Origin of the sequence: Ruegeria sp. HKCCD8929 (genome assembly GCF_013031405.1) — a bacterium.
Taxonomy (GTDB): domain Bacteria; phylum Pseudomonadota; class Alphaproteobacteria; order Rhodobacterales; family Rhodobacteraceae; genus Ruegeria.
Genome location: NZ_WPZY01000005.1, coordinates 1 through 13,518 on the forward strand (window position 1 = coordinate 1; position 13,518 = coordinate 13,518).

A 13,518-nucleotide genomic window follows, 5' to 3' on the forward strand; every position below is an offset into this window, starting at 1 on the left:
TCGATGTCTGTCTTCGCCTCGCCAGCAGGTGGGCCAATCTACTCCCCCTCCGAGCCCCGAGCCGGTGGGCGGCCTGCGCTGGTTTGGCCAGACACCGTCAACGATTACGGGTTGGAATTGCCCGCCGATGCGTCGTGTTCTGAGATATTCATCGTTATGCAGTATAAGGACGGTATCGATGAGGCCTGGGACAACTACATCACGTTGATCACCGACAAAGCGGGTATCACCAGCAATGGGGTTCGCACCGTCGGAAACTACAACGGCACGAACCTGTATGCAGGTGGTTCCAGCGCCATTTCCTGGCTTCGAAAAGATGGTGGTTCAGCAACTCGAACTCTACTCCCGATGCCTCTGAGCGTCATTCGCTTCACGTCGAAAGACCAAAGCACCCCGGGTACTCCCATCAATATCGCATCTCTCGGGGGGCCAAACAAAGGCGGGGCGAACCGCGCTTGGCAGGGGATAATGTGTCAACTCATTGCCGTCTCCGCTCAGGTCACCTGGACCGAGGCGCAGGCTGCACAGATGACAGACTTTCTTATGCAGAAATGGGGTATCTCGTGAAAAACAGTCGGTAGGCCCGCTCGTCAAGTCAGGCGCGCTGCGATAAATCTGTCCGACAATTCGCACCCCTATGCCCGAAAACCGCCGCCGCGCAATAAATGGCAGCTGTGTGATGAAACACAGCAAAGAGCCGCGTAGAGTTGTCCGGGAAATCGTGCCAAATTGTCCGGAAGCAGCCGCCGTGCTACACCTCCTTAGTCCATTCAAAGGTGGAAAATTCCAGTTCGCAATGGCCCGAAAATCGGGGGGAAGGTCACAGAGGTGAGCATTAAGTACTTGTTTTTAGGAGATTAAATGGTGCCCGGGGGCGGAATCGAACCACCGACACGAGGATTTTCAATCCACTGCTCTACCCCTGAGCTACCCGGGCACGGGAACGACGATTGCCGTTGGGTGGAGGCGTTCTATGCCGTGCCACCCGCAGTGTCCAGAGGCTTTTTCCAGATTTTTTCAGTGCGGACGGGAGGGCGGAGTTTGCACGGCCGGGGTGACCTCATCCACATCTTCAAGCTCTTCGGATGGTGCTGCGTAAGCACCGTTTAGCCACTTGGCCAGATCCAGGTCCGCGCAGCGTTTCGAGCAGAACGGGCGGTACTTGTGGACTGTGTCGGAGCCGCAGATAGGACAGTTCATTTCAGCACCTCCGCCACAGGCACGCGCCCACGTTTGCGTTGCAGCTCGAAATGCCCCAGAGGGGTCCAGCCAGCAAGTGTTGTCTCTTCGCTGTCGGCCTTGAAGGCCGCCCGCAAAGATGCCTCAAACCCGCGACGGTCCTTCTTGGGCATTGGGGCCAGTTCCAGCGTGATCTGGCCGCCTAAACCGCGCACGCGAAGGGCGCGCGGCAGCACTTTGGCGCAGGCGAAGTTGGCCTTTTGTCCGGCGGCCAGCGAGGTGTCGCTGCCGGTGTTCACGTCCACAGCCACAAGCGCGCGGGTGGGCTGGATGTAGAGGTGTCCGCCGCCCGGCAGCGGTTCGGAAATGCCGCGCACCTGATCCAGCGCGTCCAACACGGAATGAGTTTCAAAACCGCCGGGCTCGGTTACGATCTCGGCCGGGTCGGTCCAGTCTCGCCAGGCCAGCGCGTGCGGGGTGTCGCCCTCGGTCAGCATCTCGGGTCCGGTTCCGGGATCATCAAGCACCTGGGTGGCCAGACCGGCCATCGCAGCGATGTCCTCGGCGATGTCCCCGGCACCCGCCCCGGCGCAGCAGGAACGCAGGATCAGGCCGTGATCCGAGGCATCCATTTCCTCATGTGCGATCTCCAGAAGCCGGTCGCGTTCGTCCTCGTCGCGGATGCTGCGCGAGATGTTCAGGCCGGGCGCGGTGGGCGTAACGATGGCATAGCGGCTTTTGAACAGCAGCTTCGTGGTCACCGGGATCGCCTTGCCCGGCTCGGCATAGCCGGTCACCTGCACCAGCAGTTGCTCACCGGGTGCAAGCCCCTTGACCTGCCGCAAGAAGGCGGGGCCGTCGGGGGTTGAGAGGAACATGCCGCCTTGCCCTTTCACCGGTCGGTCGGCACGGGCGCGGTAGATGGTGCCGGGGGCCGGGGCGTCCCCGGCGATCAGAAAATCGTCAAGCTTGCCGTCGACCATCAGCGCCGCGGCCTCGCGGCCCTGGATGTGGTCGAGGATGATGGTGCGGCCTTTCATGATGCCTCACGATACAGCGGGTATTGAGCGGCCTGCAGCAGGGCAGCGGTCTCCGACAGCGGCAGGCCAACGATACCGGTGAACGAGCCGCTGATCCACGGGATGAAGGCCCCGGCAGGCCCCTGAATGGCATAGGCCCCGGCCTTGCCCTGCCAATCGCCGGTGGCGAGGTAGGCGTTGATCTCGGTATCCGACAAACGCTTGAGCCTGACCTGACTGACCACGTCCCGCTCCCACACCCTGTCGCCCCGGCGCACGGCCACGGCGGTGATCACCCGGTGGCGGCGGCCTGAAAGGGCGTGTAGGAATTCAGCGGCCTCACCGGCATCGGCGGGCTTGCCCAGAATGCGCCGGCCCAGCGCCACCGTGGTATCGGCGCAGAGGACGACATCGCCTGTATCCGCCTGAACTGTCTGCACTTTCTCGCGCGCGATGCGGGCGCAATAGGGGCGCGGCAGCTCAGCCTTAAGCGGTGTTTCATCGATGTCGGGGGGACGTACCGCATCGGGCTGCACGCCAAGCTGAGCTAGCAGGTCCAGCCGTCGCGGACTGCCCGATCCGAGGATGAACGCCATGTGGCTGACGTTACTTGAAGCGGTAGTTGATCCGACCCTTGGTCAGATCATAGGGGGTCATCTCGACCTGCACCTTGTCGCCGGCCAGAACGCGGATGCGGTTCTTGCGCATCTTGCCTGCCGTATGTGCGATGATCTCATGGCCGTTTTCCAGCTCGACCCGAAACGTCGCATTCGGCAGGAGTTCCTTCACGACACCGGGAAATTCGAGCGTATCTTCCTTGGCCATGTTCTCTCCATCATTACATTGCGCACGCAGAATCTGCGGGACGTGCGCTTAAATGAGCGCATTTTCCCCTTATTTCAAGGGTGGATTTGCGTGAAGGCAACAGTTTGTGACCGATTGAACGCGGGGCTCCTGCTCGGTCCAGTGGGCCCGGTTCAGCACCACGCCATCGGCGCGGACATGGGCAATTGCGGACAGATCGACCTCGGCATAGGTCCAGCCGGGTTGGTTGAGCGTGCCCTCGGCCAGAACCCCGGTTGGAGGAAACCCCTTGTCGGGCGGGCCGAAGATGCCGCCGGTGCCGGTGTTCACGTCCACCGCCTTGGACCAATCGTTGTTGCCGACCAGCGAGGCCATGACCGTAACACATTGATTTTCCAACGCTCTTGACATGGCGCCGATGCGGACGCGCCAGTAGCCTGACAGCGCCTCGGTGCAGGAGGGGACGAGGATCAGATCGGCCTCGCTCAGCGCCCGGCCCAGCAGGGGAAATTCACTGTCATAGCAGATCAGGACGCCGATTTTGCCCAGTTCGGTGTCGAACACTTTGAGCGGTCCGCCCGGGGCGATGTCCCATTCCTCGCGCTCGAACCGGGTCATGATCTGCTTGTCTTGGTGGTCGTGACCGCCGCCCGGGGCATGGAGCGCGGCGCGGTTCACGGGGCGGCCAGGTCTGGCAAGAACCGGGGCAGATGCGCCCAAAATGTATGTCTTGTACTCGGTCGCGAGGCGCTGATGCACGATTTGTACATCTTCCATCCGCTCGGACACGGCCCGGATCGAACGTTCCAGATCACCCGCGACTTCAGCGCCGTCCAGCGTCGAGAGCTCCATCGCGCCGTATTCGGGAAAGACGAGCAGCTCGGCCCCATTGCCCGCAGCCTCGGACACCCAGCGCGCCAGCTTGTCTTCGTATTGCGCCCAACTTTCGAGCCAGTTGAGCGGGTAGGCGGCGGTGGCGATTTTCATGTCGGCGTTCCCGGATTGAATTGTCGCGCGACATTAGCGGGTGTCGTCGGATGCTGTACAGCCTGGTCATCCGGGTGTTGCCTGACGGAAGGAGCGGTCGTTTTGCCGGAAGACACCTTCGGTCAACGGGTGGCGTGTGACCGGATTGAACCCAATCTCACCCGGTTGCGATGACAAAGCGGAGGCGGCGTGAATGTATCTGGTTAGTATAGACACTGCCGTTATCCGTGAATCGTGGCGGGGAAGACGCCGGATGTTGTTCAATGTCCGGCCACAATTATCGGATTGACGGTTGCCAACACGACATGTCGCATCGGCTGAACACTACGGCAATTGCGGGTTGGCTAGGAAACCTGCACCCGTAATGATACGGTCTCTGGGTCGGTTCTCGTGTAGGTCTGTTACGGATGAAATAGGGCGTTTTGCTTGTGGCCTATAACGTAGTCTTGCCGCGTTTGTTGGGGGTGACAAGTATCCAGCCGTCTGCATGCCCGTTTGGCCATTGAAGGATCTCCAAATGCCGGACTTTACCTTCAGCATCTATCGACCCGTTAACATCGGCGGGACAGTCGGTTTCGAACGCGCTGGCGCGGTGACGATTCGGGATGACAACGGCTTTCGGGACGACATCTTCGACGATATCGAACAAGCTCCGCCATCTGAGACAAACGGAGACCAAAGAATTGTAGCATCTTCAATCGCTGAGCTCGACGTTGGGGATACGGTCCGGTCGCGCGGCATTTATCGGATGACGAACAACGACACGGGAGAAACCTTTGATAACATCATTGAAGTTTTTTCCGAGACGGCAGGGAATCCTGTGGCTACATTATTTATTTTCACGGCTCCACCACCGGCCTGGCTGTTCGACAATACAAACCGCACGCTTTCACTTCTCAATAGTGATGGGACTACTCCATACGCTTCTATTGTGTGTTTTGCGGCCGGAACACGGATCCGCAAACATGACACTAGCGAGGTGCCGATTGAGGATCTAAGGGTTGGAGACCGTGTTCAGACACAGGACTGCGCGGCACAGAGTATTCGCTGGATCGGGTCGCACAAAGCCAGTGGCTTTGATTTGATGGCTAACCCCAAATTGCGGCCAATACGTATCAGAGCAGGTGCGCTTGGATGTAAACTTCCGACACGAGACCTGATTGTTTCGCCTCAACACCGCATTCTGGTGCGGTCCAAGATCGCGATACGCCTGTTTGATACTGATGAAGTTCTGATCCCGGCGAATAAACTGGTTGCGCTGGACGGCATCGACATCGCTGATGACATAAGCGAAGTTGAGTATTTCCACATTCTGTTCGACAGACACCAGGTCATCTTTTCCAACGGTGCTCCGACAGAGAGCCTGTTCACGGGGCCGGAAGCGATGAGAGCCGTCTCACCAGCGGCCCGCGTGGAATTGGAGACGCTTTTTCCGGAAATCTGCAAATCAGATTTCATCCCCGTCCCGGCCCGCCTCATTCCCGGAAGAGGCAAACATATGAAACAGCTCGTGGCGCGTCACCGCAAAAACGGCAAGCCCCTGCTCGCAGACGCCTGACACATCGCGCATTATCCGACCGCCGATCAAACCGGTTCCTTAGTTCGCGCTTTTCACGCCGGGATCGCCGGGGACTTCTGCCCGCATGCATCGCACGCTTGGGGGTCTACCAGTAATCAGGAGAGTTAAGTGCATCGACGCATCTTGAAGGGCCTTTGAGCGGATCGAGCGGTCGGTCAGTGAGCGACTGGCCCAGCCAACCCTCGGGATACTGGAGCGGTAAAGGCGCCTGAGCATCAACCTCTGTGATCTGGTTGAAACCAACCTTGGAGTAGAAGTTGATGTCGCCATATGTAAGCGCCGCGTCGACACCCTGTTGCCGTAAACTGTTCAAACCGTGGCGCAGGAGTTTTTGCCCAATGCCCTTGCCCTGCTGGTGTGTCGCGACGGCGACGGGCGACAATAAAAACACACTGCGATCATCCTGCGGGTAGGTCAGGCGCGTGAAGATGATGGTTCCGACAATCGCGCCGTCATGCAAAGCCGAGAAAACGAACATGTCGGGATCATTCACCGTCGCGAACATGTCCGTCACGAGCTGTCCAATCAATCGGCCCTCCTCGGCCCCTTCGGAGGCCGTGAAGGTCGATGTGAACAGGTCGATGATTTCGTCGGTTCTGTCCTTGTAGGTGGAAGCGTAATCCATGATCCGATCCTTTTGGCATCGCGTCCTGGCCTTGGTTGAGCCGCGCCGGGACAGCTTGGATACGCATTCGCGATGCGTGACGGGGCGGCCTGTTCTTTAAGCGAATGAAGCGTCGGTTCTTCAAGTTCAAGGTTGCTTTAGATGTTGGCCGGGAGAATATGCAGCCCGCCATATTCGAGTTTGTCAGAAACTACGGGATGCGTTGCAAAACGGCCATTGGGGGACATGTCGCAGCGGGTCGCTCAATGGATCGCAGCCCAAAGGTTGTCGCTTTGGGGATTACAAATCCCGGATCCAGAATTGCAGGGGTTTTGGGGTCTCGCCCGCTTCCCCCAGATCCTTCCACGAGAACTGCGCAATCGCGCCTTGGAGCGGCGCGTAGCCGCGGGCGCGCCAGAACGGGTCGAGCGGTTTGTAGGTCTCGGGGCGCATCGGGTGGTCTGGCGGGCGCTGGACGCCGCAGAAGGCGGTTTTGGCAAAGCCCAGCCCCCGCGCATGCCCCTCGCGCAGGTCAAAGAAGCGGTGGCCGACCCCCTGTCCGCGATAGGTGGGCAGCAGCACCGACTCGGCGCAGTAGAAGATGTCAGCGAGATCCAGACCGGTGCCCGTGAAGGCGGCGGCGAAGTCATCGGCGTGATCGGCCAGCGGGGTGCCGGTTGAGGCACCGACCAGGTGGTCGCCGTCGAACGCGCCCACCACGATGGCGCCGTCGCTGTCGCGGTAGGATTGCAGGTAGTCCCGTTCATAGGCCAGATCGCCGTCATAGAGATAGGGCCAGGCACGGAACACCTCGATGCGCAGGCGAGCCACATCGTCCAGCGCGGCCTCGAGCGCCGGGCCGGTCAGGGCCCGGACATCTGTCACCCTAGCCATTCGAGACCTGCTTTACCCAGTCGGCGAGGTTGTAGAAGGTGGTGACGCGGGTGATCTGGCCGTCGCGCAGGCTGAAAAACGACCCGGCGGGCAGGCGGTAGGTCTGGCCATGGGCCTGCGGCAACCCAGCGTCGGTTTCCAGATAGGTGCCGTTGACGATGAATTCGGCGGCCGCGCGGGTGCCGCCACCATGATCTTCGGTGGCCTCGAAGATCACCATATCGGTCAGGTGCTCTTTGTAGCAGCGGTTCATATGGGCGCAGAATTCGGCGAATTTCTCGCGGCCCACGCGGATCTGGCCTTCGTTCACGTGATGGGCCACATCCTCGGACAGGCAGGCCAGCATTCCATCGACGTCACCTGCGTTGAAGGCGTCGAAATAGCGTTTGACGGTCTCGCTCATGATATCTCCGTTGGCTCGCCCCAGCGCTCTTTGAGGTGCTGGACGATCTGATCGCGGGTTTGACGGTAGTGTGTTAACTTGTCGTCCCGCGTCTCGCCGAGCCCGGTAGGGTCCATTATTGGCCAATATTCGACATCGAGGTGAAAAAAACGGGTGAGTTCCAGTGCCCGGCGCTGGCTGGCGGGCGAGAGCGCGATCACCAGATCGAAGGAGCTGAGGTCGTCGCCCCACTGCTCCATCTCGTCGAACGAGCGGGAGCGGTGGCGGGACAGCTCGACATTCATCTCCTGGCAGACGGCGATGCAGAACCCGTCGATTTCCATGTCGTTATGCACGCCCGCAGACTGCACATAGGTGCCGGTGCCGTAGAACTTCTTCATGATGCCCTCGGCCATGGGCGAGCGGACCGAGTTGTGGTCGCAACAGAACAGGACCGACTGCGGGAGCGGCTGCACGCGTTACCCTCCGAAATGCAGCACGCAGATCAGCGTGAACAGGCGGCGGGCGGTGTCGGTGTCGATATCGGCCTTGCCTTCCAGCCGTTCCTGCAGCACGCGGCTGCCTTCGTTGTGGATGCCGCGCCGGGCCATGTCGATGGTCTCGATCTGGCTGGGCGGCAGGGTCTTGACCGCGTTGAAATAGCTTTCGCAGATCTGGAAGTAGTCCTTGACCACCTGCCGGAAGGGGCCAAGCGACAGGTGGAACTCGGCGGCCTTTTCCTCGGCCTCGGTCTGGATGTCGAAGACCAGCCGCTTGTCGCGGATCGACAGGTTCACGTGATACGGTCCGTCCGGCACCACCCGGTCATCGCGGCGGGGCAGCGAGAAGGTGTTTTCCTCGAGCAGGTCATACACGGCGACCTTGCGCTCCTGCTCTATCTCCGGCGTGGGCGGCGGCAGGTTGCGGTCATCAAGCTCGATATGACTGATGTGGCTCATGTTTTCGGGTACTCGGACTAAACTGCGTTCCGGCAGACCTACAACAACGCAAATAAGGGGGCAACGGCATGTCGCCCCCTTTTGATTGGGTTTGCCCGGGGCCGGGTTATTGAGGCCACTGCGTATTGGCCACCGGCGCTGGGCTCATTACCGGTTGAGCGCGTCGAGGCGGGCGCGTACCGAAAGCCCGTGCGCCTCGAGGCTTTCGGAATGCGCCAGTTTCTCCGCCGCAGGCCCGATGGCGCGCAGCGCGTCGGGGGTCATCTGGCTGAGCGTCGTGCGCTTGAGGAAATCCATCACGCTGAGGCCCGAGGAAAACCGCGCCGAGCGCGCCGTGGGCAGCACGTGGTTCGGGCCGCCGACATAGTCTCCGATGGCCTCGGGTGTGTACTGGCCGAGGAAGATGGCCCCGGCATGGATGGTCTTTTCGCTCAGGGCATTCGGATCGGCCACGCACAGCTCAAGATGTTCCGGCGCGATGCGGTTTGACAGCACCGCCGCCTCGTCCATGTCGCGCACGGTGATCACCGCGCCGAAATCGCGCCAGCTTGCCCCGGCGATGGCGCGGCGGTCCAGCGTTTCCAGCCGTGCCTGCACCGCCTCGGCCACCGCGCGGCCAAAGCGCGCGTCATCGGTGATCAGGATCGACTGGGCACTTTCGTCATGTTCGGCCTGAGACATCAGGTCGAGCGCGATCCAGTCGGGGTCGTTGTCCTTGTCCGCGATCACCAGAATCTCGGACGGGCCTGCGATCATGTCGATGCCGACCTTGCCGAAAACCCGGCGTTTGGCGGCGGCGACGAAGGCGTTGCCGGGGCCGGTGATCTTGTCGACCGGCGCGATGGTCTGCGTGCCATAGGCCAGCGCCGCAATCGCCTGCGCGCCGCCGATGCGGTAGATCTCATCGACCCCCGAGATATGCGCCGCCAGCAGCACCAGCGGGTTCACCTGCCCATCGGGAGTGGGCACCGCGATGGCCAGCCGTTCGACCCCCGCCACCTTGGCCGGGATCGCGTTCATCAGCACCGACGAGGGGTAGGAGGCGAGCCCGCCCGGCACGTAGAGCCCCGCCGCCGACACCGCCGACCAGCGCCAGCCCAGCGTGGCGCCGCTGTCATCCGTCCACTGCGCGTCCTGCGGTATCTGGCGTGCGTGGTAGGCGCGGATGCGGTCGGCAGCCAGTTCCAGCGCTTCGCGGTCCTCGGTGGAGACCGCTTGTGTCGCCTGTGCGATCTCGTCGGTGGTGAAGCGGAGGGTCTCCGGGGTCAGCGCGATACGGTCGAACCGCTCGGTCAGTTCGATCACCGCCGCATCGCCACGGGTCCGCACATCCGCGATGATCCCGGCCACGACCTGATCCACATCGGGGCTGTCCTCGCGCTTGGCCGACAGCAACGCGGCAAAGGCGGTTTCGAAATCGGGCGAGGTGGTGTCGAGAAAGACGGGCATGGTCGGGTCCTCAGGGCGTTTGTTGGGGACATATCGCCGGGGCAGGGCGGCCTCAAGCCTTTGCCCGTCGGGTGCAGCGATTTGCCCGGACGAGGGCTAGAGGGGCTTGAACATCTTCTGACAGGGGCCATAACGCCCGGCCTTCGCCGTGCCTTCGGTCTGCCAGCCGTGTTTCAGGTAGAACCCGCGCGCTGTCGCTGTGCTGTCGAGCCTGCCGGTGTCATGCCCGGCCTCTTTCAGTTCGGCCTCAAGCCGGGCCAGCAGCGCGGCGCCGACGCCGCTGCCGGTGCCATCCGGTGCCACGTAGAGCACCGAGACCTCGCCCTCGGGCGAGATGGCCCCGACGCCGACGGGTTGGCCGTTCAGAAGTGCCAGCCACAGATCATGAGAGCCCTCGATCCGGTCCCGGATACCCTGCGGTGTCTTGTTCGCGGTCCATCGCGCGACGATGTCGGGATCGTTGTCGTGATCCGCCGCGCAGAGCTGGGTGATCGAGCGGATCAGGATGCGGCTCATGTCGAACACGTCGAACAGGGTGGCGCGGCGCAGTTCGATCCCTTTCGGAGCTGCCGAGAAGGCCTGCGATATGCCGCGCTTGTTGCGCATCTACTCCGGGTGGTGCGGCGCCAGTTTCGAGGGCGCCAGATAGGGCCGGGTCACGTCCTTGAGGGTCACATCCAGCGCCTCGACCGCCAGCCGGATCGCGCCGTCGCCCGCCAGCGTCAACAGGATCTGTCCGGCGCCGTCCTCAGCCGCCTCGAAATCGACCGCCAGCAGCGACAGGATCACGTCCTTGTCGGCGCGGTCGACGCCCTGGCTGGCCACACCCAGAACATTGTCGAAGACCAGCACCGACTGCACCCGCTCGAACGGGCGGCCCCGGCGTTCGGCGGCGGCGCGGTCCTCCCACCGGAAGCGGTTGATCAGCAGGGCGAAGCGGTGCTCGCCGGGCCGCCACGACATCTCGGTCACGGGAAATACCGCGTCCTGGGTCAGGGTCGAGACCACCTTGAGGTCTTCGGCATCCTCGACCCCTAGGTTCAGCGGCGCCTCGCGGCCGTCTTCGAATGTTGCGTCAGCCATCAGACTTGATCCGTTCAATCCTGGCGCCCACCCCTTCGAGCTTGCGCACCACATGTTCATAGCCGCGATCCAGATGATAGACCCGGCTGACCACGGTTTCCCCCTCGGCCGCCAGCCCGGCCAGGATCAGCGAGACCGAGGCCCGCAAATCCGTTGCCATCACCGGCGCCCCTTTGAGCCCCTCGACCCCGGTTACCGTGGCCGTGCCGCCATGCACGTCGATCTGCGCGCCCATCCGCATCAGTTCGGGGGCGTGCATGAAGCGGTTTTCGAAAATCCGTTCTTCCAGAACCGAGGTACCTTCGGCGGTGCACATCAGCGCCATCATCTGTGCCTGCAGGTCGGTGGGAAAGCCGGGGAAGGGTTCGGTGGTGACATCCACCGCCGTGACCCGGCCGTTCTTGCGGGCGACCTTGAGGCCCTTGTCGGTTTCTTCGACGTCGATTCCGGCGGCGTTTAGCTTTTCGACGAAAGCACCGACAAGGCTCAGACGCCCGCCGAGAAGCTCGACCTCGCCGCCACAGATGGCCGGGGCCAGCATATAGGTGCCCAGTTCGATCCGGTCGGTCACCACCTGATGGGTCGCACCGTGCAGGCGGTCGACGCCCTGGATCTCGATGGTCGATGTGCCTTCGCCTTCGATCTGCGCGCCCATCTTGCGCAGGCACTCCACCAGATCGACGATCTCGGGCTCGCGCGCGGCGTTCTTCAGCACGGTGGTGCCGTTGGCCAGCGTTGCCGCCATGACCATGTTTTCGGTCGCCCCCACCGATGCAAACCGCATCTCGTGCACGGCACCCTTCAGCCCGCTTGGCGCCTTGGCGTGCAGATAGCCGTCCTTCAGCTCGATCTCGGCGCCCAGCGCCTCAAGCGCCTCGATATGCAGGTCCATCGGGCGCGCGCCGATGGCGCAGCCGCCCGGCAGCGACACCACCGCCTGCCCCAGCCGCGCCAGCATCGGACCCAGCACCAGGTTCGAGGCGCGCATCTTGCGCACGATCTCGTAGTCCGCGGTGTGGCTGATCAGGTCGTGGCTGGACATCGCGAGCACCTGTCCGTCCTGCAGCGACGACACCTCGGCCCCCAGCGATTGCAGCAACAGCGTCATCGTCTTGATGTCGCTCAGCCGTGGTGCATTGGTCAGCGTGAGCGGTTCTTCGCTGAGCAGCGTTGCCGGCATCAGGGTGAGGCAGGCATTCTTGGCGCCCGCAATCGGTATTTGGCCGTTTAGCGGCCCGTTGCCCGTAACAAGAATCGAATCCATCTGCTCCTAGCCTTTGTCCTGACCGGCCTTGTCATCCGAAGCGGCCCGCGCCTTGGCCTGCGCCTTGCGCCGTGCAAGGTTGGCCTTGAGGGCCGCCTTCAATCGGTCCTCGCGCGCGGCTCCGGATTCGCCGTGTTTTTTTGGTGACTTTTTGTCTGACATTGTCTTTCTCTACAGGAGGGGAAAAAAACCGTCCAGACACCCTTGCGCCCTGTTTCGTTTGAGTCTAATCACCCGCCCACAGCGCTGCTGTAGCTCAGAGGTAGAGCACTCCCTTGGTAAGGGAGAGGTCGAGAGTTCAATTCTCTCCAGCAGCACCATCCAAATCCGATCCGTTTCAAAAAATGCGCGTCCGATGCTGGGTGTCGTTGCGTGAGGCATGGTGGCAGGGGATCTGACGAAAGCCCCAAGGGATTACTTTGCGGTACAGGTTCGTTTCAGCACCTCGAATGTGCGGTCGATGACGGTGCGGACCTCGGGCACGAACCGGTCTTCGTGATGGGTGACGAGCCACTGGTCGTGATCAAGCGCTTCAATCGGGTCGGAAAGCTGTTTCAGGGTGTCGAAGCGGCGTCCGATGAATGTGGGCAGCAGGGCCATTGTTTCTCCGGCCAGCGTCAGGTCCAGCGCGTTGCGGGGGTCGGTGATCTCGATGGCCGGGGCGTCGCTTGTGTTGTCCTGAACCCAGCGGGCCGACGGTGTTTGGCCTATGACGCGCGCCCAAACCCGGACCTTCTTGCTGGTCGCATAGGTAGCAAAGCGGACGCGACCGATGCGGCGCCCGGCCAGCCCCGGACCCTCGGGGCGTTTGTTGCGCACGCCGATCAGCGCCTCCCGCCGCCCGATATCGGCGATGTCGTCTGAGGCGATGAACCGCAATTTGACGGAGGTCTGCGCCATAAGCTCGGGCAGTGCGGCGCAGAGTATATGTGTGACCCAGGTCCCGGCGGAGATCTTGATGACCGGAATGCCGCGCCCGGGCGCGTCTTGGATGACCGAGAGGATGCGGTCCTCGATCTCGGTCGCTTTCTGCAACAGCTCCTGCCCCTGTGCGGTCAGCTCATATCCGCGGGCGCGGCGCAGGAACAGTTCACATCCCAGTTGCCGTTCCAGCATCAGGATCCTGCGGCCAAGAGTGGGCGCGCTTTTGCCTGTTGCCCCGGTCGCCGCGGCAAGCCCGCCGTCGCGCGCAACGGCAAGAAAGAGGCGCAGGTCGTCCCAGTCGAGTTTCGTTTCATTCATGAAACGATCATTGCAATACGTTTCGTGGATGTGAAGCCCGTTTGGCGATTAGCTGACCCGTGACGCAGCTTTG

The 13,518-nt window shown here is 62.1% G+C and carries 18 protein-coding genes and 2 tRNA genes; 3 read left to right on the forward strand and 17 right to left on the reverse strand.

Going from position 1 to position 13,518, the window contains the following annotated elements:
• A partial coding sequence (locus GOX53_RS09245; RefSeq protein ID WP_217351728.1) for a hypothetical protein occupies positions 1–567 on the forward strand: 567 nt, incomplete at its 5' end.
• Between the two features lie 295 nt (positions 568–862).
• On the opposite strand, the gene GOX53_RS09250 is transcribed toward GOX53_RS09245, so the two are convergent.
• The 6 genes from GOX53_RS09250 to GOX53_RS09275 all read right to left on the reverse strand — a co-directional run bounded on the left by GOX53_RS09250 (position 863) and on the right by GOX53_RS09275 (position 3,989).
• A tRNA-Phe gene (locus tag GOX53_RS09250) sits at positions 863–937 on the reverse strand.
• Between the two features lie 80 nt (positions 938–1,017).
• On the reverse strand, positions 1,018–1,200 hold the full coding sequence (locus GOX53_RS09255) for a DNA gyrase inhibitor YacG (RefSeq protein WP_171175605.1): 183 nt from the start codon (positions 1,198–1,200) through the stop codon (positions 1,018–1,020).
• Positions 1,197–2,219, reverse strand: a complete 1,023-nt coding sequence (locus GOX53_RS09260; RefSeq protein ID WP_171175607.1) for a ribonuclease E/G — start codon at positions 2,217–2,219, stop codon at positions 1,197–1,199. Before GOX53_RS09260 ends, GOX53_RS09255 begins: the two co-directional genes overlap by 4 nt.
• Complete coding sequence (locus tag GOX53_RS09265) at positions 2,216–2,794, reverse strand: nucleoside triphosphate pyrophosphatase (RefSeq protein WP_171175609.1); 579 nt, start codon at positions 2,792–2,794, stop codon at positions 2,216–2,218. Before GOX53_RS09265 ends, GOX53_RS09260 begins: the two co-directional genes overlap by 4 nt.
• Before the next feature lie 10 nt (positions 2,795–2,804).
• On the reverse strand, positions 2,805–3,023 hold the full coding sequence (gene infA, locus GOX53_RS09270) for a translation initiation factor IF-1 (RefSeq protein ID WP_005978431.1): 219 nt from the start codon (positions 3,021–3,023) through the stop codon (positions 2,805–2,807).
• Positions 3,024–3,092: 69 nt separating this feature from the next.
• Positions 3,093–3,989 carry a carbon-nitrogen hydrolase family protein gene (locus GOX53_RS09275; protein ID WP_171175611.1) on the reverse strand — a complete coding sequence of 299 codons (897 nt, stop codon included), beginning with the start codon at positions 3,987–3,989 and terminating at the stop codon, positions 3,093–3,095.
• Positions 3,990–4,506: 517 nt separating this feature from the next.
• On the opposite strand from GOX53_RS09275, the gene GOX53_RS09280 reads away from it, so the two are divergent.
• Positions 4,507–5,547, forward strand: coding sequence for a Hint domain-containing protein (locus tag GOX53_RS09280; protein WP_254446523.1), 1,041 nt, complete (start codon positions 4,507–4,509; stop codon positions 5,545–5,547).
• Between the two features lie 106 nt (positions 5,548–5,653).
• Here the strand turns inward: GOX53_RS09280 and GOX53_RS09285 are convergent, their stop codons facing one another.
• From GOX53_RS09285 to GOX53_RS09330, 10 genes are all read right to left on the reverse strand, one after another.
• Positions 5,654–6,193, reverse strand: a complete 540-nt coding sequence (locus GOX53_RS09285) for a GNAT family N-acetyltransferase (protein ID WP_171175613.1) — start codon at positions 6,191–6,193, stop codon at positions 5,654–5,656.
• Positions 6,194–6,472: 279 nt separating this feature from the next.
• Positions 6,473–7,066 (reverse strand): GNAT family N-acetyltransferase, encoded by a 594-nt coding sequence (locus tag GOX53_RS09290; protein WP_171175614.1) that lies wholly within the window; start codon positions 7,064–7,066, stop codon positions 6,473–6,475.
• Positions 7,059–7,469 (reverse strand): ketosteroid isomerase-related protein, encoded by a 411-nt coding sequence (locus GOX53_RS09295; protein WP_171175616.1) that lies wholly within the window; start codon positions 7,467–7,469, stop codon positions 7,059–7,061. The genes GOX53_RS09290 and GOX53_RS09295 overlap by 8 nt, the downstream gene beginning before the upstream one ends.
• Positions 7,466–7,924, reverse strand: coding sequence for a low molecular weight phosphatase family protein (locus tag GOX53_RS09300; RefSeq protein WP_171175617.1), 459 nt, complete (start codon positions 7,922–7,924; stop codon positions 7,466–7,468). The genes GOX53_RS09295 and GOX53_RS09300 overlap by 4 nt, the downstream gene beginning before the upstream one ends.
• Before the next feature lie 3 nt (positions 7,925–7,927).
• Positions 7,928–8,407 (reverse strand): UPF0262 family protein, encoded by a 480-nt coding sequence (locus GOX53_RS09305; RefSeq protein ID WP_171175619.1) that lies wholly within the window; start codon positions 8,405–8,407, stop codon positions 7,928–7,930.
• A 147-nt stretch (positions 8,408–8,554) separates the two neighbouring features.
• The gene (gene hisD / locus GOX53_RS09310) at positions 8,555–9,856 is read right to left on the reverse strand and encodes a histidinol dehydrogenase (RefSeq protein ID WP_171175621.1); all 1,302 of its coding nucleotides are present in this window, start codon (positions 9,854–9,856) and stop codon (positions 8,555–8,557) included.
• Positions 9,857–9,952: 96 nt separating this feature from the next.
• On the reverse strand, positions 9,953–10,462 hold the full coding sequence (locus tag GOX53_RS09315) for a GNAT family N-acetyltransferase (protein ID WP_254446524.1): 510 nt from the start codon (positions 10,460–10,462) through the stop codon (positions 9,953–9,955).
• Positions 10,463–10,939: a DUF2948 family protein gene (locus tag GOX53_RS09320; RefSeq protein WP_171175623.1), complete on the reverse strand. Its 477-nt coding sequence runs from the start codon at positions 10,937–10,939 to the stop codon at positions 10,463–10,465.
• Positions 10,932–12,203, reverse strand: coding sequence for a UDP-N-acetylglucosamine 1-carboxyvinyltransferase (gene murA, locus GOX53_RS09325; protein ID WP_171175625.1), 1,272 nt, complete (start codon positions 12,201–12,203; stop codon positions 10,932–10,934). The genes GOX53_RS09320 and murA overlap by 8 nt, the downstream gene beginning before the upstream one ends.
• 6 nt (positions 12,204–12,209) lie before the next feature.
• Positions 12,210–12,365: a hypothetical protein gene (locus GOX53_RS09330; RefSeq protein ID WP_171175627.1), complete on the reverse strand. Its 156-nt coding sequence runs from the start codon at positions 12,363–12,365 to the stop codon at positions 12,210–12,212.
• Positions 12,366–12,448: 83 nt separating this feature from the next.
• Here GOX53_RS09330 and GOX53_RS09335 point away from each other — a divergent pair.
• A tRNA-Thr gene (locus GOX53_RS09335) sits at positions 12,449–12,523 on the forward strand.
• Positions 12,524–12,617: 94 nt separating this feature from the next.
• Here GOX53_RS09335 and GOX53_RS09340 read toward each other — a convergent pair.
• The gene (locus GOX53_RS09340; RefSeq protein ID WP_171175630.1) at positions 12,618–13,445 is read right to left on the reverse strand and encodes a LysR family transcriptional regulator; all 828 of its coding nucleotides are present in this window, start codon (positions 13,443–13,445) and stop codon (positions 12,618–12,620) included.
• Between the last annotated feature and the right edge of the window lie 73 nt (positions 13,446–13,518).

Coding starts and splice junctions, on each gene's coding strand:
- GOX53_RS09255 (WP_171175605.1), bottom strand. CDS start 1,200: ATGAACTGTCCTATCTGCGGCTCCGACACAGTCCACAAGTACCGCCCG.
- GOX53_RS09260 (WP_171175607.1), bottom strand. CDS start 2,219: ATGAAAGGCCGCACCATCATCCTCGACCACATCCAGGGCCGCGAGGCC.
- GOX53_RS09265 (WP_171175609.1), bottom strand. CDS start 2,794: ATGGCGTTCATCCTCGGATCGGGCAGTCCGCGACGGCTGGACCTGCTA.
- infA (WP_005978431.1), bottom strand. CDS start 3,023: ATGGCCAAGGAAGATACGCTCGAATTTCCCGGTGTCGTGAAGGAACTC.
- GOX53_RS09275 (WP_171175611.1), bottom strand. CDS start 3,989: ATGAAAATCGCCACCGCCGCCTACCCGCTCAACTGGCTCGAAAGTTGG.
- GOX53_RS09280 (WP_254446523.1), top strand. CDS start 4,507: ATGCCGGACTTTACCTTCAGCATCTATCGACCCGTTAACATCGGCGGG.
- GOX53_RS09285 (WP_171175613.1), bottom strand. CDS start 6,193: ATGGATTACGCTTCCACCTACAAGGACAGAACCGACGAAATCATCGAC.
- GOX53_RS09290 (WP_171175614.1), bottom strand. CDS start 7,066: ATGGCTAGGGTGACAGATGTCCGGGCCCTGACCGGCCCGGCGCTCGAG.
- GOX53_RS09295 (WP_171175616.1), bottom strand. CDS start 7,469: ATGAGCGAGACCGTCAAACGCTATTTCGACGCCTTCAACGCAGGTGAC.
- GOX53_RS09305 (WP_171175619.1), bottom strand. CDS start 8,407: ATGAGCCACATCAGTCATATCGAGCTTGATGACCGCAACCTGCCGCCG.
- hisD (WP_171175621.1), bottom strand. CDS start 9,856: ATGCCCGTCTTTCTCGACACCACCTCGCCCGATTTCGAAACCGCCTTT.
- GOX53_RS09315 (WP_254446524.1), bottom strand. CDS start 10,462: ATGCGCAACAAGCGCGGCATATCGCAGGCCTTCTCGGCAGCTCCGAAA.
- GOX53_RS09320 (WP_171175623.1), bottom strand. CDS start 10,939: ATGGCTGACGCAACATTCGAAGACGGCCGCGAGGCGCCGCTGAACCTA.
- murA (WP_171175625.1), bottom strand. CDS start 12,203: ATGGATTCGATTCTTGTTACGGGCAACGGGCCGCTAAACGGCCAAATA.
- GOX53_RS09330 (WP_171175627.1), bottom strand. CDS start 12,365: ATGTCAGACAAAAAGTCACCAAAAAAACACGGCGAATCCGGAGCCGCG.
- GOX53_RS09340 (WP_171175630.1), bottom strand. CDS start 13,445: ATGAATGAAACGAAACTCGACTGGGACGACCTGCGCCTCTTTCTTGCC.